This window comes from Halomonas sp. 3H, from assembly GCF_024206005.1.
GTDB classification, from domain to species: Bacteria; Pseudomonadota; Gammaproteobacteria; order Pseudomonadales; family Halomonadaceae; genus Halomonas; species Halomonas campaniensis.
Map to the genome: position 1 here is coordinate 2,377,269 of NZ_CP100360.1, position 17,115 is coordinate 2,394,383.

The 17,115-nt window shown below is 69.6% G+C and carries 17 protein-coding genes; 7 read left to right on the forward strand and 10 right to left on the reverse strand.

Translation table 11 applies throughout. The features are described 5' to 3' along the window. The first annotated feature begins 6 nt into the window (after positions 1-6). Together NFC98_RS11065 and NFC98_RS11070 are read left to right on the forward strand one after the other, a co-directional pair. Positions 7-1,032, forward strand: coding sequence for a nucleoid-associated protein (locus NFC98_RS11065; RefSeq protein WP_254275040.1), 1,026 nt, complete (start codon positions 7-9; stop codon positions 1,030-1,032). Between the two features lie 265 nt (positions 1,033-1,297). Further along, positions 1,298-2,629, forward strand: a complete 1,332-nt coding sequence (locus NFC98_RS11070; protein WP_254275041.1) for a GGDEF domain-containing protein — start codon at positions 1,298-1,300, stop codon at positions 2,627-2,629. Here NFC98_RS11070 and trxC read toward each other — a convergent pair. After that, positions 2,544-2,981, reverse strand: a complete 438-nt coding sequence (gene trxC, locus NFC98_RS11075) for a thioredoxin TrxC (protein ID WP_254275042.1) — start codon at positions 2,979-2,981, stop codon at positions 2,544-2,546. The genes NFC98_RS11070 and trxC overlap by 86 nt on opposite strands. A gap of 155 nt (positions 2,982-3,136) precedes the next feature. Between trxC and NFC98_RS11080 the strand changes: the two genes are divergently transcribed. From NFC98_RS11080 to NFC98_RS11090, 3 genes are all read left to right on the forward strand, one after another. After that, positions 3,137-4,930, forward strand: a complete 1,794-nt coding sequence (locus tag NFC98_RS11080) for an ABC transporter transmembrane domain-containing protein (RefSeq protein WP_254275043.1) — start codon at positions 3,137-3,139, stop codon at positions 4,928-4,930. 88 nt (positions 4,931-5,018) lie between these two features. Next, positions 5,019-5,309 (forward strand): DsrE/DsrF/TusD sulfur relay family protein, encoded by a 291-nt coding sequence (locus NFC98_RS11085; RefSeq protein WP_254275044.1) that lies wholly within the window; start codon positions 5,019-5,021, stop codon positions 5,307-5,309. A 29-nt stretch (positions 5,310-5,338) separates the two neighbouring features. Continuing rightward, positions 5,339-6,538, forward strand: coding sequence for an MFS transporter (locus tag NFC98_RS11090; RefSeq protein ID WP_254275045.1), 1,200 nt, complete (start codon positions 5,339-5,341; stop codon positions 6,536-6,538). Positions 6,539-6,545: 7 nt separating this feature from the next. Here the strand turns inward: NFC98_RS11090 and NFC98_RS11095 are convergent, their stop codons facing one another. Continuing rightward, the gene (locus NFC98_RS11095) at positions 6,546-7,205 is read right to left on the reverse strand and encodes a class I SAM-dependent methyltransferase (RefSeq protein ID WP_254275046.1); all 660 of its coding nucleotides are present in this window, start codon (positions 7,203-7,205) and stop codon (positions 6,546-6,548) included. Positions 7,206-7,279: 74 nt separating this feature from the next. On the opposite strand from NFC98_RS11095, the gene NFC98_RS11100 reads away from it, so the two are divergent. Together NFC98_RS11100 and NFC98_RS11105 are read left to right on the forward strand one after the other, a co-directional pair. Beyond that, on the forward strand, positions 7,280-8,266 hold the full coding sequence (locus NFC98_RS11100; RefSeq protein WP_254275047.1) for an MFS transporter: 987 nt from the start codon (positions 7,280-7,282) through the stop codon (positions 8,264-8,266). Further along, positions 8,224-8,604, forward strand: a complete 381-nt coding sequence (locus tag NFC98_RS11105; RefSeq protein ID WP_254277829.1) for an MFS transporter — start codon at positions 8,224-8,226, stop codon at positions 8,602-8,604. Before NFC98_RS11100 ends, NFC98_RS11105 begins: the two co-directional genes overlap by 43 nt. 52 nt (positions 8,605-8,656) lie before the next feature. Here NFC98_RS11105 and NFC98_RS11110 read toward each other — a convergent pair whose 3' ends face one another. The 8 genes from NFC98_RS11110 to NFC98_RS11145 form a co-directional block, all read right to left on the reverse strand. After that, the gene (locus tag NFC98_RS11110) at positions 8,657-11,041 is read right to left on the reverse strand and encodes a DNA polymerase II (protein WP_254275048.1); all 2,385 of its coding nucleotides are present in this window, start codon (positions 11,039-11,041) and stop codon (positions 8,657-8,659) included. 8 nt (positions 11,042-11,049) lie between these two features. Next, positions 11,050-11,352, reverse strand: a complete 303-nt coding sequence (locus tag NFC98_RS11115; protein WP_254275049.1) for a DUF1294 domain-containing protein — start codon at positions 11,350-11,352, stop codon at positions 11,050-11,052. 155 nt (positions 11,353-11,507) lie between these two features. Further along, entirely contained in the window at positions 11,508-11,915 is a 408-nt protein-coding gene (locus NFC98_RS11120) for a hypothetical protein (protein ID WP_254275050.1), read from the reverse strand. A 21-nt stretch (positions 11,916-11,936) separates the two neighbouring features. Continuing rightward, positions 11,937-12,251, reverse strand: coding sequence for a cupin domain-containing protein (locus NFC98_RS11125; protein ID WP_254275051.1), 315 nt, complete (start codon positions 12,249-12,251; stop codon positions 11,937-11,939). Continuing rightward, positions 12,251-13,201 carry an aldo/keto reductase gene (locus tag NFC98_RS11130; RefSeq protein WP_254275052.1) on the reverse strand — a complete coding sequence of 317 codons (951 nt, stop codon included), beginning with the start codon at positions 13,199-13,201 and terminating at the stop codon, positions 12,251-12,253. Before NFC98_RS11130 ends, NFC98_RS11125 begins: the two co-directional genes overlap by 1 nt. Then, a complete protein-coding gene (locus NFC98_RS11135) occupies positions 13,198-14,529 on the reverse strand; it encodes an NTP/NDP exchange transporter (protein ID WP_254275053.1) in 1,332 nt (443 codons plus the stop codon). The genes NFC98_RS11130 and NFC98_RS11135 overlap by 4 nt, the downstream gene beginning before the upstream one ends. Positions 14,530-14,834: 305 nt before the next feature. Beyond that, the gene (locus NFC98_RS11140; RefSeq protein ID WP_254275054.1) at positions 14,835-15,593 is read right to left on the reverse strand and encodes a hypothetical protein; all 759 of its coding nucleotides are present in this window, start codon (positions 15,591-15,593) and stop codon (positions 14,835-14,837) included. After that, positions 15,590-17,074, reverse strand: coding sequence for an amidohydrolase family protein (locus tag NFC98_RS11145; RefSeq protein WP_254275055.1), 1,485 nt, complete (start codon positions 17,072-17,074; stop codon positions 15,590-15,592). The genes NFC98_RS11140 and NFC98_RS11145 overlap by 4 nt, the downstream gene beginning before the upstream one ends. Positions 17,075-17,115: the final 41 nt, after the last annotated feature.

Below are 17,115 nucleotides of genomic sequence, written 5' to 3' on the forward strand. Positions count from 1 at the left end.
GGCCCCATGCCGATCCTCAACGCCATCGTTCATCGCATCGAGAAGCCCGGTGACGCCCAGGCCAGGCTGGTCGCCGCCGAGGCGACGCTCCCCCCGTCAGCCACCCTGGATGCCCTGCTGGAAGGACTCAACAAGGCCTACCACGGCAAGGCCAAGGCGTGGGGCCACTTCCGTGATGCTGAGGGGGCCGACCCGGGTAGCGAGCCGGCCTCGCCGCTGGCCGGGGAGCTGGCCGGGGAGCTGGCCGACTACCTGGCCGATGGCCGCGACTTCGCTACCCTCACCCGCACCATCGCCGAGCGCCTGAGCGACCTGGTGGAGGCCCACCTGCCGGTGGGCGGTGACCTGGTGGTGCTGGAGACCCGCTTCGGTGACGGACACTTCCTGACCCTGGCGCTGCTCCACCACCGGGAGGGGTTTGCGGTGAACGAAGGCCTAGCGGTGGTGCCGGCCCGTCAGCTCAACCTGGCCCAGATGAGCCTGGCGGCAAGAATCGACCTGGCCCAGTGGCGGGCCGGCGACTCGCGACAGTACCTCTCCTGGACCCGTGACCGGGGCGGCAAGGCCCTGGCCGAGGGCTTCGCCACCCTGCTCGGCGCCGTGGAGGGGGTCGATGCCTCCGGCGAGACCCGCACCCTGCTCAAGGCGTTCAGCGATTATGTCGAGAAGGAGGACCTGCCCGAGGAGGCGAGCCGCGAGAAGACCGATGCCCTGATCGGCTACGCCAGCGACCAGGCCAGCCGCGGCGAGCCGATGACGCTGGAGGAGCTCTCGGAGGTGCTCGACGAACAGCAGCCCAGGGCCTTCTATGACCACATTCGTCATGCCGACTACGGCCTCTCCCCAGAGATCCCGCCTGACCGCAAGACCCTCAACCAGTTTCGCCGCTTCACCGGTCGCGCCGGGGGGGTGTCGATCAGCTTCGACTCCCACCTGCTGGGTTCCAGCGTGGAGTATGACGAAGCCACCGACAGGCTGATCATCAAGCAGGTGCCCAAGCAGTTGAAAGAACAGCTCAAAGGAAAGAACTGATCCAAAGAGGATGAGAGAAATAGCACTAATAGACTGATTATTAAGGCCAACCTGATGATGTAAGCATTGGCTTACAGGAAATGTACGCCAGGTGGGACAGTATCTTGAAGCCTCTGGCATACCACCCGATTCGGGGCCAAGCTAGCTCGGTACTTCACCATTATTGCCTGGCCGGACGGGTCTGGCCGGCAGCAGGGAATCTCCACGACGCGCAGGGGAGCTCCAGGCTGACCACAGCCTGGTGGATGCTTCAAGGATGTCCGGTATGAGAGCCGAACCACGGGATGGGCAGGAGCTGAACTGGCAGGCCGAGTTTCGCAATTCGGCGATGGAGGCCCTGTTCCTGCGCACCCTGATGTCCTACCATGCCTGCCAGCTACGCGTGGCGCTGATCGTGATCGCCGGCCTCTTCCTGGCCTTCTCCCTGGCGGATTTCGCCGTGCTCGGGCCCGGCCGGCCGTTCATGGCACTGGTGGGCATGAGACTCACGGTGGTACTGGCCTGCCTGCTGCTGGCCCTGGCCGTATGGCGCCGGCCGGCGGTGGCGCACTGGCCCCTTCCCATCAACCTCGTCTGCCTGATCGGCCTCTCCGGCCTGCTGTTGACCGTTCCCCTGCGGCCCGACAGCGTTGGCATCCATGTCGCCTCGATGGTGGCAGCCAGCATGGCGCTCTACCTGTTCGTGCCCAACCGCCTCCAGTGGATGCTGGCCGCCAATGCCTATCTCTTCCTGGGCTTCCTGATCGCCGTCAGGCTCTGGGCGCCGCTGCCGCCCGGGCTGCTGTTGACCAGCCTGCTTCTGCTCGGCTTCGTCAACCTGCTCGGCTGGATGACCATCACACGCATCAAGCGACTCAAGCGCGAGCAGTTTGCCCTGCTGCTCGAGGAACGCTCGGCGAATCGCCGCCTCAAGGAGGAGATCCGCGAGCGTCAGGAGCTTGAAGCACGGCTGCGTCACATGGCCTGCACCGATGGCCTGACCGGCATTGCCAACCGTCGCCATTTCTTCGAACTGGCCGAACAGGAGCTTCGGCGCGCCCGCCGCGACGGGACGCCACTGGCGCTGTGCATGGTCGACGTGGACCTCTTCAAGCGGCTCAACGACCGCCACGGCCATGCGGTGGGCGACCTGGTGCTGTCCACCGTGGCCGGCTGCTGCCAGGCGGTGCTGCGGGATTCCGACGTGCTCGGCCGCTATGGCGGCGAGGAGTTCGTGATCGCCCTGCCGCTGGCTGACCTCGGCACGGCCGCCGCCATCGCCGAACGGCTGCGTGAGAAGGTCAGCTCCCTGAAGCTGCCAATGCTCGGCGAAGCGACGCCGTTGTCCGTCACCGTGGGCATCAGCCGGATCGAGGAGGGCGAGTCGCGACTGGACCCTGCCCTGCTGCGCGCCGACCGGGCCCTCTACGAGGGCAAGGCACGCGGCCGCAACTGCGTGGTGGTGGCCAGCCGGCCGGCGCCGGACAGCGGTGCCCCGGAGGAACGGCCGCTGTGGGCCTCCGGCAACTTGACTAGGCCAGATAAGGACGCAACCACTCACGCAGCTGCGGGCCTTGCAGCACTCCCGGCTGACGAGCCAACTCCTGGCCATTCCTGAACACGATCAGGGTGGGAATGCTGCGGATGCCGAAGCGCCCGGCCAGGGCCTGTTCCGACTCGGTATCGAGCTTGGCAAATCGCAGGTGGGGCTCCATCTCACGGGCCGCCTCGGCGAAGATCGGCGCCATCATCTTGCAGGGCCCACACCAGGCGGCCCAGAAGTCCACCACCACCGGCAGCTCGCTGCGCTCCACCAGGGCGCGGAAGTTGGCCTCGGTCAGCTCGACCGGCTCGCCGGTGAACAGCGAACGCTTGCACTTGCCGCACCGAGGAGCGTCGTTCAGGCGCGCCTGACCGACGCGGTTGATGGCGCCACAGTTCTGGCAACCAAGGGTCAGGGAGTCGGACATGGGAATCTCCGGATCGGGTTGTTGGAACTCGAATATGGCGCCAGCCCTCTCCCCCTTCAAGCGGCATCGCGTCGCGCCCCCGCCGCCCTTCATGCAGCCGGGCCACAGGCCTGCTATCGTCGCCACACCCCCTTCCGCTCTCGATGAGGCTCGTGATGCCGTCACGCCCCGACCCGCGGGTGCTGCTGCGCCTGCTGGGCCTGCTGGCCCCCTACCGATGGCGACTGGCCCTGGCGGCCCTGGCCCTGCTGGCGGCCTCGGGCAGCGTGCTGCTGCTCGGCCAGGGGCTTCGCCTGGTAATCGACCGCGGTTTCATGGCCGCCGACAGCGCCGCCCTCGGCCATGCGCTCACGCTGATGCTTGCCGTGGTGGCGGTGCTGGCCATGGCCTCGGCGCTGCGCTACTACCTGGTGACCTGGATCGGCGAGCGGCTGGCCGCCGACCTGCGCCGCCGGGTCTTCGACCATCTGCTGACCCTGGAGCCCGGCTTCTTCGAGAGCGCCCAGGCGTCCGGCCAGGCCGCCGGGGAGATCGTATCAAGGCTCACCGCCGATACCAGCGTGCTGCAGAGCCTGTTCGGTTCCTCGGTCTCGCTGGCCCTGCGCAACCTGCTGATGCTGATCGGTGCCGTGGCCCTGATGCTGGTGACCCAGCCCTGGCTCTCCGCGCTGGTGCTGCTGGGCATTCCCGCCACGGTGCTGCCGATCCTGTGGTTCGGGCGGCGAGTGCGGCGGCTATCGCGTACCAGCCAGGATCGCGTAGCGGAACTCGGGCGCTATGCCGACGAGGCGCTGACCGGCATCCGCACGGTCCAGGCCTTCACCCACGAGGCCATCGACCGCCGCGACTATGCGTCCCGGGTCGAGGAGGCCTTCATCAGCGCCGTGGCCCGCACCCGCCAGCGCGCCTGGCTGACCGGCATCGCCATGCTGGCGGTGTTCGCGGCGGTGGGCATCATGCTGTGGCAGGGCGGCCAGGCGGTGCTGGCCGGCACCATGACCGCCGGCGAGCTCTCGGCCTTCGTCTTCTATGCGGTGCTGGCGGCCGGCGCCGTGGCAACCCTGGCCGAGGTGGCCGGCGACGTGCAGCGCGCGGCGGGCGCCGCCGAGCGACTGCTGGAACTGGTGGATGCCCGGCCGGCCATCGCGCCGCCGGCGCACCCGGTGCCGCTGCCCGAGCCGCTGGCCGGCGAGCTGCGCTTCGAGGGGGTGAGCTTTACCTACCCGGGCCGGGAGACCCCGGCGCTGGCGGGCCTCGACCTGATCCTCCAGCCGGGTGAGCGGGTGGCGCTGGTGGGACCCTCCGGGGCCGGCAAGAGCACACTGCTCGCCCTGCTGCTCCGCTTCCATGACCCCGACGCCGGCACCCTGCGCCTGGACGGCGTCGACCTGCGCGAGCTGGATCCCCGCGAGCTGCGCTCGGCCCTGGGGCTGGTGGCCCAGGAGCCGGTGCTCTTCACCGGCAGCGTGGCCGAGAACCTGCGCTATGGCGACCCCGACGCCGACCTGGACAGCCTGCACAAGGCGGCCCGGGATGCCAATGCCCTGACCTTCATCGAGGCCCTGCCCGACGGCTTCGATACTCCCCTGGGGCCGGGCGGCGTGCAGCTCTCCGGCGGCCAGCGACAGCGCCTGGCGATCGCCCGGGCGCTGCTAAAGAACCCGCGGGTGCTGCTGCTGGACGAGGCCACCAGCGCCCTGGATGCCGAGAGCGAGCGGCTGGTGCAGCAGGCCCTGGACCGGCTGATGGTGGGTCGCACGAGCCTGGTGATCGCCCACCGCCTGGCCACGGTGGTGGCCGCCGACCGCCTGCTGGTGCTGGACGAGGGGCGGCTGGTGGCTGCCGGTCGCCACGCCGAGCTGATGGCATCGAGCCCGCTCTATCGCCACCTGGCCGAACTGCAGTTCGGGCGGCATGCCGGCCCTGCGGTCGCGGGCACCCCCATGTGAATGCCGTGTAGAGGCGTCACGCAACGGGCAGGCCGGCCGCCTTCCACTCCGGGTAGCCTTCCTCCAAGCGCCTGACGCGATAGCCGAGTTGTCGAAGGCGCTGACCCGCTTCGTGGGACAGCGCGAGCACGAGGTGACGGTCTTCCTGATGGGCGATGCCGCCTCCGGCGCCAAGGCCGGGCAGAAGACACCGGACGGCTTCTACAACGCCGAGCGCATGGTCAAGCGCGTCACCACCAAGAGCAACGTGCTGTTGTGTGGTACCTGCATGGATGCCAGGGGCATTACCGAGGAAGAGGTGGTGAAGGGCGCCGAGCGCAGCACCATGGACGCCCTGGCCGAGGCCACCGAACTGGCCGACAAGGTCATGGTGTTCTGATCCCTTCCTTGACGAGGAGCGATATGCCCATGGAACCGGCACGCCGGGAAAAGCAGAACGTGGTCATTCTGGTGATCAGCCAGATGCTGTTCATGGTGGCGTCGATCACCGTGATGACGCTGAGTGGGGTGGTGGGCCAGCACCTGAGCCCCGACCCGGGACTCGCCACCCTGCCCATCGCCATGATGATGCTGGGCACCGTGGCCTCTACCCTGCCGGCCTCGCTCTACATGAAGCGGGTGGGCCGGCGGCGCGGCTTCATCACCGGGGCGAGCCTGGGCGGCGTGGTCGGCGGCCTGCTGAGCTTCGCTGCCATCGCGCTGGGGTCGTTCTGGCTGTTCTGCGCCGGCAACCTCATGCTGGGGCTCTACCAGGGCTTCGCCATGTACTACCGCTTCGCCGCCGCCGACGCGGCCAGCCCCGCCTTCCGCAGCCGGGCGATTTCCTTCGTGATGGCCGGCGGCGTGGCCGCCGCCTTCCTGGGCCCCTGGAACGCCAGCGCCGCCACCGACCTGGTCGCCGCCGTGCCGGACGGTGGCCCCTATCTGGTGATCGCCATCCTCGCCCTGCTGGCCATCGGCCTGCTCAGCCAGCTTCGGATACCCCCCAGCGGTGAGCCGCAGCCCGGCGAGGCGTCCCGCCCCATGGCGACCATTGCCGCCCGGCCGAGCTTCCGGGTGGCGGTACTCGCCGGCGCGGTAGGCTACGCCATCATGGTGCTGGTGATGACCGCCACCCCGCTGGCCATGCGCGCCCGGGGCTTCGAGATGAGCCAGGTCGCCCTCATCATGCAGTGGCACGTGCTGGGCATGTTCGCGCCCTCCTTCTTCACCGGTGGCCTGATCGCCCGCTTCGGCGTGCCGCGTATCCTGCTGGCGGGCACCCTGCTGCTCACAGGCACGGTGGTGGTAGCCAATCTCGGCGCCAGCCTCGCGCATTTCTGGGTGGCGCTGGTGCTGCTGGGCATCGGCTGGAACTTCCTCTTCGTGGGCGGCAGCGCCCTGCTCTCCACCGTTCACAGCGAAGCCGAGCGCGGCAAGGTCCAGGGCGTGAACGACCTGATCATCTTCTCGCTGGTGGCACTGGGCTCACTGATGGCCGGTGCGATGCTGCATCACCTGGGCTGGGAGGCCCTGAACCTGGCCATGCTGCCGGCCATCCTGCTGGTGATGCTGGCCACGTTGTGGCTCGGCCTGGTGGCCAAGCCGCAAGAAGCAGGCTCTTCCTGATGAGCCGCTAAGAGGCCGCTGGATCGGCCAGTTCCGCCACCACCAGCAGGAAGGCACCGCCATGCAGCCATGTCGGCTCCCAACTCTCAAAATGCCTGGCCAGCCTACCGCCATCCGGCAGCCAGATGGCGCTGCTGACGCTGACACCGGTGACCGGCAGGCCGTCGAACAGTGCCCGCGCTTCCCGCGCCGTGTGCCAGCGCGCGCCCCGATAGGCGCCCTGGCCGCCACGCCGCCCCTTCTGCCACCACAGCAGGCTATGCCGATTCAGCAGCCCCAGCACCACGCGCCGCCGCGCCACCCTGACCATCTCCCTGACGGCCAGGCGCTCATCCGCGACGAAGCACAGGGCAGTGATCGACATGACCCGGTCGAAACGATGATCGGGAAAGGGCAGTCGCTGGGCATCCCCCACGACCCAGCGACGCCTGCCATCATCACGCTGCCGCGCATAGGCCACCCACCGGAGCTCGATGTCCAGTCCGACCACAGGGCCATGCTGCTCGCCCGCCAGGCCGCGGGTGAAATAGCCCGTGCCGCAGCCGACGTCCAGCAGCGCATTGCCGGGCTCCAGGGCGAGCGCCCGCTTTACCAGACCGAGCTCACGGCCGCCGATCCATCGCCCGCGTGGCGTTTCGTACCAGGCATCGTACCTCTCGGCGTCCACGTCGATATCTCCCTGTTCATTCCCTGTTCAGCATAAACGCGGAGCCGAGAGTGCTCGCGTTCCAGGAGGACCAGATGGCATCCCCCGATTCATCACACGATCATTACCGCCACGGCATCCGCGAGAACCTTCACCAGTTCACTCATCAGCTGGGCCAGGTCTTCCTGGTCGGCCTGACCATTGGCATGATGCGCACCGTGGTGCCGGCTCTAGCGGAATCCGAGTTCGGCGTCGCCGAGGGCTCCTTCATGATGCTGACGGCCTTCGTCGTCGCCTTCGGCTTCGTCAAGGGCACCCTCAACTTCGTGGCGGGTCGGCTGGCCGAGCGCATCGGGCGCAAGAAGGTACTGCTCCTCGGCTGGCTATCGGCCATCCCGATCCCCTTCATGGTGCTGTACGCCCCCTCCTGGGGCTGGATCGTCGCCGCCACCGTGTTGCTGGGCATCAACCAGGGGCTCTGCTGGTCCATGACCCAGACCGCCAAGATGGATATCACCCGGGCCGACGAGCGCGGCTTCACCATGGGCATGAACGAGTTCTCGGGATACGTGGGGGTCGCCTTGGCAGGCATCGTCACCGGCTACCTGGCCATGGGGCTCGGTCCGCGCCTGGGACTCTTCGTGTTCGGTGTCGCGGTGATCGCCCTGGCCATCGTGCTGACCCTGACGTCGATTCGCGAGACTCACGGCTGGGCAAAAGCGGAGAGCGCCCGTCACGCCAGCGGCAATCACGACGGCCCCCGGGCGCGGATTTTCCCGGGCGTCCCGAATGCTCCCACCACCGGCGAGATGTTTGCGCTGATGAGCTGGCGCGACCGGCGCATGGCGGCCTTCAGCCAGGCGGGATTGGTGGAGAAGTTCGTGGACGCCCTGGTGTGGGTCTTCTACCCGGTGTTCCTCTACCAGCAGGGGCTGGGACTCGGCGCCATCGGCTGGATCGTGGGCATCTACGGCTTCGTCTGGGGGGCTCCCAGTTCGTCACCGGCCGGCTGTCGGATCATATCGGCCGCCTCAGGCCCATCGTCTGGGGCATGTGGATCTGCGGCAGCGGCGTGGCCCTGACGCTGCTCGGCAGCGGCGTGGTCTGGTGGTCCTTCGCAGCCGCCGTCACCGGCTTCGGCATGGCGCTGCTCTACCCCAACCTGAGCGCGGCGGTGGCGGATATCTCCCACCCCAGCTGGCGCAGCTCCGCCATCGGCATCTATCGCTTCTGGCGCGATCTGGGCTACGGCATCGGCGCCCTGGGATTCGGCCTGGTGGCCCACCTCACCGGCGCCGTGACCGCCGGCTTCTGGTTCGTGGCCATCGCCATGCTCCTCTCGGGCGCCCTGGTCATGCTCTGGGGCGAGGAGACCCATCCGCGGCTCAACCCCCAGCCGGGCTCCCTGGACCGCCCCTGAGGGGACGGCAGCCCTCGCCACCCGCGTTGTTGGTATTCACGGCGTTCCAAGCTCAGAAAAGCCCCAGCTGGCGGTCGACCAGGGTGGCGAAGTCGTCGCCCACGAAGGGCAGGATGGCGTCGGCCACCGGCTGGAGCTGGCGGGTCAGGTAGTGGTCGGTATCGATGGGCGAGAAGTGGGCCTCCAGGGGCTCGGGGCCGGCCAGGGTCATCACGTAGCGGATCCAGCCGCCGTGCTGGTATTGCCGCGGCCGGCCCAGGCGGTCATTCTCCGCATCGGCCAGCCTGGCCGCCCGCACGTGGGGCGGCACGTTGCGGCGATAGTCGTCGAGGCGCCGGCGCAGCCGCTTGCGATAGACCAGCCGCTCGTCGCACTCCCCCGACCGGGCGCGTGCCAGGAAGGCCTGCACGTAGCCGCGCACGTACTCCCGCCAGGGCTCGCCGGTGAAGACCCGCCGGTAAAGCTCCTGCTGGAACACCTTGGCGAGCTCCGTCCAGTCGGTACGCACCGTCTCGAGCCCCTTGAAGACCAGCCGCTCCTGGCCATCCGCGTCCCGCACCAGCCCCGCGTAGCGCTTCTTGCTGCCCGCCTCGGCGCCGCGGATGGTGGGCATCAGGAAGCGCCGGTAGTGGGTCTCGAACTGCAGCTCCAGGGCGCTCTCCAGGGCATACTCCTCGGCCAGGTGCTCGCGCCACCAGGCGTTGACCCCGGCCACCAGCCGCCGGCCGATCGCTGCCGCCTCCTCTTCCTCGCAGGGGCGGCCCAGCCAGACGAAGGTGGAGTCGGTGTCACCGTAGATAACGGTAACTCCTTCCATCTCGATCAGCTCGCGGGTGCGGTGCATGATGGCGTGGCCGCGCATGGTGATCGAGGAGGCGAGGCGCGCATCGAAGAAGCGGCAGCCCCTGGAGCCCAGCACGCCGTAGAAGCTGTTCATGATGATCTTCAGCGCCTGGGAAAGCGGCGCATTGCCGGCACGCTTGGCGGCCTCGCGCCCGGCCCAGACCCCCTCGACGATGGCCGGCAGGGCATGCTTGGTGCGCGAGAAGTGCGCGCCGCGAAAGCCCGGCACCGAGGCGGCGTCCGAGGGATCCGCGAGCCCTTCCACCAGCCCCGCCGGGTCGATCAGGAAGCTGCGGATGATCGAGGGGTAGAGGCTCTTGAAGTCGAGCACCAGCACCGAGTCGTAGAGGCCGGGACGGGAGTCCATGACGAAGCCGCCGGGGCTCTCGGCGTCCTCTCCCTCGCCGAGGCTCGGCGCCACCAGGCCCAGGCGATGAAGTCGCGGCAGGTAGAGGTGGGTGAAGGCCGCCACCGAGCCGCCGCTGCGGTCGGCGGGGAGGCCGGTCACCGCGGCCCGCTCGAGCAGGAAGTCCAGCAGCTCCGCCTTTGCGAAGATCCGCGTGACCAGCTCGCAGTCCCGGAGGTTGTAGCGGGCCAGCGACGGCTTGTCCTCGGCGAACATGCGCAGGATCTCGTCCAGGCGCTGGTAGGGGTTGTCGATCGCCTTGCCCTCGCCGAGCAGCGTCCGGGCCACGTTCTCCAGGCTGAAGGAGGGGAAGTGCCAGGTGGCCGAGCGCAGCGCCTCGATGCCGTCGATGATCAGCCGCCCTGGGGCCGAGGCGAAGAAGTGGTTGGGCGGGTGGCCATGGGCGCGCCACTCCAGCTCGGTGGCCCCTCGCCCCAGGCGCAGTGGCACCCCGAGCCGTTCGGCATGGTCGCGCAGCACCCGCAGGTCGAACTGCACCAGGTTCCAGCCGATGATGGCGTCGGGGTCATGCTCGGCGAACCAGGCGTTGAGGCGCCGGAGCAGCTCGGCGCGGCTTGCGCAGTACTCGAGCGCGAAATCGAGTTCGCCCTCCCCGCCGCTGGCCGACCCCAGCATGAAAACGACGCGCTGGCCGCCCCCCTCCAGGGCGATGGAGTAGAGTTCCCCCCGGCCGCTGGTCTCGATATCCAGCGATACCGTGCGCAGCCGTGGGCGGTAGGCCGGGGCCGGGCGCAGGCGCGCCTCCACCAGGCCGCCCTTCCCGTCCGGCGTTCCGGTCACCGCCACCGGCGCGGTGATAAAGCGCTCCATCAGGTAGCGCTCCGGCGGGCGGATATCGGCCTCGTGGAGCATGATCCCGGCCTCGCCCAGGCGCCGCTCGAGCCGGAGCAGCTGCCGGTACTGTTCGCAGTAGAGCCCGACCACCGGGCGGCGATGGAAGTCGCGAAGTTCGAGCTCGCGCAGGGTGACACCCGGCTCACCGACCAGCAAAGCCTCGGCGGCCTTGCGCTGCTCGACGGGCAGGAAGGCCACCGCGGGCTGCACCGGCAGGCGCACCCGAAGCGGCCCCTCGTCGGTGGCCAGCCACAGGGTGACCTCGGTGCCCCGGGGCGTATCTTCCCAGTGGCGGGTCAGGATAAAGCCGCGCCGGGCCTCGCCATGGTTCATCAACTGCCCTACTCCAGCCCCGCCAGCCGGCGCAGGCCCGCCGCGGCCTCTGCCGTGGCCAGCCACGCCACCAGCGTGACATTGAGCGCCATGCAGCCCCAGAGGACAGCGCCGAAGGGCTGCTTGCGGGTCTTGTGGCGGAAGGCGCGACGGGCCAGCAGTGCCCCCGGCCAGCCCCCCGCCAGGGCGACCAGGTGCAGGGTCGACTCGCGGATGCGGCGGCGATCGCGACGCGCCGCGGCCTTGTCGATGCCATAGAGGAGCACGGCCACCAGGCTCGCCGGCAGGTAGAGCGCCATCAACAGCAGCATGGGAGGGCCCTCTGGACGTGGCGCCGCCACGAGGGCTTCACCCGCGGCCGAGGATCCTGGCGCAGGCGGAGCGAATGGGGCCTATGTGGCATGGTGCCTGTCTCCCTATCGGCGGTCATGACGGCCGCCATTGTCCTATACGACAGGACCGGGCACTACTGCCCGGTCAGCACCTCGAGCACGCGCCGTGTTCCCTCCCGGTTGCGCCGCTGCTGGTCACGATACTCGTCGGTGTCGATCTCGGGCCAGCGCTCGCCGCGGCGCTTCACCACCGGCAGGCCCGGCTCGCCGTGGTGCCAGAGCCGGTGGGGCACCTCCACCTCCCGGACCCCGCCACCGTCCAGGTCGACATGCCACACATGGTGGTAATCCCTGGAGCGACGGTGGGTCCCCGGCTCGCCCAGGCGCAGCAGCCGGGGGCTGCGGGTCGTCTCGATCAGGGTGCCGCTCCAGGCCTGGCGAGCCTCCCGGGCCGGCGCCAGCCACAGCTGCCAGGCCGCCACCGGCAGGGCCAGGGCGAGCAGCAGCAGGATGCGTCGAAGCGTGCGTGGGACCTTCTCCATGGTAGCCTCCCTGGTACCGGGTCAGTCGTAGTGCACCGCCAGCCAGACGGTCGCCTCGTCGGGGTTGGTCCAGGCGACCCGGTGCCGTCGGTGGGCGGGAATCAGCAGGTGGTCTCCCGGTCCGAGCGTTACCTCCTCGCCCTCCTCGAAGGCGACCACGCCGCGCCCCTGGAGCACCAGCACCCACTCGTGGCGCGGCTGGTCGTACCAGCCACTCTCCGGCGACGCATGGCCCCGGGAGACGATACGCTCCACCGTCACCGACTCGGCGCTGACAAGTTCCTCGAAGCGCTCCTCGGGCAGGCGGTCGGGGATCCCCTCGAACAGGTTGCCCATCACGACAGCCCCTCGACATGGGCGATCATGCGCCGGCGCATCGCCTCGTCCGGCAGCGCGCCCCGGGCACCCCCCATGTTGTCGGTCATGTGTCGGGCGCGGCTGGTGGCCGGCGTGGCCACGGTCACCGCCGGGTGGCTGATCACGAACTTGAGGAAGAACTGCGCCCAGGAACGGGCATCGAACTCGGCGGCCCAGGCCGGCACCTCATGGCCACGCACCCGCTCCCAGAGCCGGGTGCGCCCGAAGGGGGCATAGACCAGTACGCCGATGCCGCGATCCCGGGCCAGGGGCAGGATGCGCTCCTCCATGACGCGGTTGTCGATGGCGTAATCGATGCCAACGGTGTCCAGGGGCTCACGCTCCATGATCCGCTCGAGCGCCTCGTACTGTTGCTCGAAGGTGGTGGTCACCCCGATATGGCGCACCCTCCCCTCCTCGCGCAGCGCCTTGAGCAGGCCAAGCTGGGTCGGCACGTCGCCCAGGTTGTGCACCTGGATCAGGTCCAGCGGGGTCTTGCCGAGGCGCCGGAAGGAGGTCTCGATCTGCTCGCGGGCCGCCTCGGGATCGGCGCTGCCGCCGCCGCGCCCGGCCACGTTGACCTTGGTGGCCCAGAAGAGCGTCTCGCTGATGCCGAGTTCGGCGGCCAGCTCGCCGGCCACCGCCTCGGAGGCGCCGTAGCCCGGGGCGGTGTCAAAGACCCGCCCGCCCTCATCGACCAGCGTCTGCAGCACCTCGCGCAGGGCAGCGTCATCCTCGCTTCTCGCCACGCTGGCGAAGGTGGCCGAGCTGCCAAGCCCCACTGCCGGAACGCGCACGCCGGTGGAGGGGATCGCCCGGGTGATCATTTCCCCGCGAGCCGGCTGGGCGAGAAGGCCCGTGGAGAGTGGCAGGGTGGCGGCGGCCCCGGCCGCCAGGCAGAGCTTGAGGGACTCGCGTCGTGTGATCATGGGGATCTCCCTTGCGTATCGAGGGTCGTGGGTGACACGCCTGTCTCGCCGGCGATGCGCGCCTGGGTGCGGCCCAGCCACAGCGCCAGGGCGGCCCAGGCGAGCGCCAGGGGGACCGCCACGCTGGCCACTGCGGCCAGGCCCATGCCGAGCCGGCCGAGGGCCCCCTCCACCTGGGCGCCCACCACGTCGCCGGCGCGATAGACGAAGGTGTCGATGGCGGCCTTGGCCTTGTACTTCTCCTCCCGGCTGGTGACGGTGTAGAGGGTCTCCCGGGCCGGACGCATCAGGGCGCGCTGCACCGCCCGGAAGGCCGCCTCGAAGGCGATCAGGGCGGCCAGGGAGCCCACCATCGCCAGACCGATGAAGCCGAGCAGGGTCGTCATCGGCAGCAGCGCCAGGGTGAAGGCCACCCCGAGACGCTTCATCAGGTGGCCCGCCACCACCGCCTGCATCACCAGGGTGGCCACCTGGGTGATCAGGTCGATGCGCGCGAACCAGGCGGTGCGCAGGTCCAGGTCATCGCCCAGGGCGGCCACCATCTGCAGCCGCGTGAAGTAGAGAAAGGTGGCCATGATGGCGAGTATCACCACATAGGCGGCGATGCCCATGAGGTAGCGTGACCGCGCCAGGGCGCTCAGCCCGGACCAGGCGCTCCCGCCGATCCGCTCACGCTCGTCCACCATCGGGGCATCCGCCTCGCCTGCGACTTCCCGAGGCCGATGAGGCTGGCAGAGGGCCACACCGAAAGCGGCCCCCAGCGCCAGCAGCAGGAAGCCGATGGACACCGGCAGCAGTGCCGGGGTCCCCAGCGGCTCGACCAGCCGACTCGCCAGCCAGGGGCCGAAGATCGCCCCGCAGGTGCCGCCCACCGCAATCAGGCCGAAGAAGCGCTTGCCCTGGGCCAGCGAAAAGCGGTCGGCCATCAGCGCCCAGAAGAGCATGGTGACGAAGAGGTTGAAGACGCTGAACCAGACGTAGAAGACCTGGCCGGAGGCCACACCGAGTGCCGCCGGGGTCAGGGTCATCAGCAGGTAGAAGGCACCGAGGCTGGTGGCGAAGAAGAGGTAGGTGGCGGCGATGAAGCGCAGCCGTGGCAGACGGCTGACCAGCAGGCCGAACAGCGGATTGACCAGCAGCGTCACCAGGGCGGTGCCCATGAACAGCCAGCGCACCGCCTCGATGCCGCCGCGCAGCCCCAGGGCTTCCCGGGCCGGGCGCAGCACCATCAGGGCGGTGAGCACGCAGAAGAAGAACAGCACCGCCAGCACTACGGGCAGGCGTTCGTCCGGACGTACATTGAAGAGGCGCTGCAGGGTCGAGGTCATGGCCGGTCATCCAGGGGGCGCTGCCTTGACCATAGCAGCCCTGTCGGACAGGCATAAAAAAGGCCCCCCGAAGGGGACCAGGTGGAGCACGCCAGCTCACTCGGTGAATCGCCACTCTGCCTCGGCGATCATGTCTTTCTTATTGCGAAGATCAGGCCACAAATCTGTAAGGATATTTAAATACAATAGGTTAGGAAATAATCGCGATGCGGGACCTCTCCTGCATCCGGCGACAGCCATGCGGCACTGCACCATCGGTGCGCCTTCCGGGCGCCGAATGCGCCATGGCGAAGCGGGCATCCGGGTCAGAAGCGCCAGGTGGCCCCCAGCAGGGGTCCGCTCATCGACACGTCCAGGCGGGTTCCTGACGCGTCACGATCCACCGCCAGGTGGCGATAGCCCGCGGAAAGATGCAGGGTCTCGCTCACCGCCAGGTTGGCGGTGGCCACCAGCTGCCAGGTGCTGTCGGACCCGACACCGAAGCCGCCGACATCGGCGTGCAGCAATGTCGACCAGGCCGGGCTCCAGGCCGAACGCAGCCGCGCGGCGAGGACCGGGTCGACCCAGCGCTCGGTGTCACGGGCCGCGAGCCCCAGAGCCGGCACGCCCACCTCCGCCTCGATGCGCCAGGCCCGCGCCCCCGCCAGCAGGTCCAGCCGATGCTCGGGCTCGCTGACCACCTGGTAGCCCGCCAGCGCCGTCACCGAGCGCTGGCGAAGCCTGCCCTCGACGACGATGCCGGGAGCCAGCGCGCTTTCCTGGCTCAGCGAGGCCCAGGTGAGGTCCCCCAGCAGCACCCAGCGATCGTGCCGGGCGCTGCCGGTCAGGAAGAAGGCCCCCTCCAGATCATCCAGTACCTCGCCGAAGGAGCGCGAGGTGCTGACCGTGGGGGCTCCCGCCAGGGGGCGTACGTCCCCCGACAGGCCTGCCATCCAGGCGTAGGGGGTCAGCTGGAAGCGCCAGCCGTCCGTCTCGGCATGCGCCTGGGACGCCAGGCCGGGGGTCGCGAGCCAAAGCGCGGCGAGCCCCAGGGCCAGGAGCCGTGGAAGCGGCCGGGCCTTCATGAGCCTTCTCCCAGGCGCTCCTTGTGGATGCGACCGCCCTTCATGATCAGCCGCAGGTTGCGCTCCGGGTCGTGCAGGAAATCGAGGTCGCGGCTCGGGTCGCCGTCCACCACCAGCAGGTCCGCCAGGGCGCCGGGCTCGATACGCCCCAGCGCGCCGGGATAGGGGTTGCGGGGGCCGCTGAGAGCGAGCAGCTCACCGTTGCGCCCGGTGGCCATGGCCAGCACCGTCAGCGGGTCGTAGAAGCGGGTGAGCTTGGCCAGGTGGCGCAGCTGGTTCGGCGTGTTCTGCGGGCTGAAGAGGATATCGGTGCCCCAGGCCGTCCTGACATCGAACCGCTGGGCCATCTCGTAGGCGCGCACCGTGCCCTCGGCCACCTGGCGCTGGGACTCGCGGCGCGCAGCATCGGGATAGACGTTGGCATCCTCGTCCTGCAGGAAGGGCTGCAGGCTCCACCAGGCGCCCTCCCCGGCCATCATGCGCACGCTCTCCTCGTCGGCCAGCTGGCCATGCTCGATGGAGCGCACTCCGGCGCGCAGGGCGCGCTGGATCCCCCGCGGCGTGTAGACATGCACCATCACGTAGGTGCCCCAGTCCTCGGCGGCCTCCACCGCGGCGCGCAGCTCGCGCTCGGTGAACTGGGTGCTGTCCAGCGGATCGTAGCTGGAGGCGACCCCGCCGCCGGCCATCAGCTTGATCTGGGAGGCGCCGAGCATCAGCTGCTCGCGGGTGCGCCGCAGCACCTCGGCCTCGCCGTCGGCGATCGCCGCCACCCCCTGGCGCTCCTGCTCGCTGAGCGGCGTGGCGCTGCCGCGGGGCACCTCGTGGCGCAGTCGAAAATCGCCGTGGCCCGAGGTCTGGGAGATCATGGCGCCGGCGGGAAAGATCCGGGGACCGGCCACGATGCCCTCGTCGATGGCGCGCTTGAGCGCGAAGGAGGGCCCGCCCACGTCGCGCACGCTGGTCACCCCGCGCATCAGGGTGCGCTCCGCCTCCCGAGCCGCCACCAGGTGCACGTAGCCCACATCGGCGGTCATCGCCGCCACCTGGTTGATGGCGGCCAGGGTGGTGTGCCAGTGGGCATCGATCAGCCCGGGCATCAGCACCCGCCCGCCGCAGTCGATCACCTCGGCCCCCTCGGGGTCGGCGTCACCGGGCAGGAGGGCCGCGATGCGCCCCTCCTCCACCCGCACCGCCACGTCATCGCGCAGCGGCGAGCCGCTGCCGTCGAACAGCCTGAGGTGGGTCAGCAGCAGCGGTCCCTTGCGCTCCCGAGGCTTCTCCGCCACCGCGGAGGGGGCGTGCAGGCCGGCGAACAGCGCCATGACGGCGGCCGTACCGCCCAGGAAGTGGCGGCGACTGATCTCCGCCATCATGCGCTCATGGAAACGCTGAAGCAGCGGCGAGCCGCAGCTGCAGGCGCCGTGGCCATGGCGGGCCGAGTGCGCCATCGGGGGCGAAGGGGGAGTGGTAGGCGGCATGGGCAAGTCCTTGTGTCGATGGCGCCTGCGGGCCGGGTCTT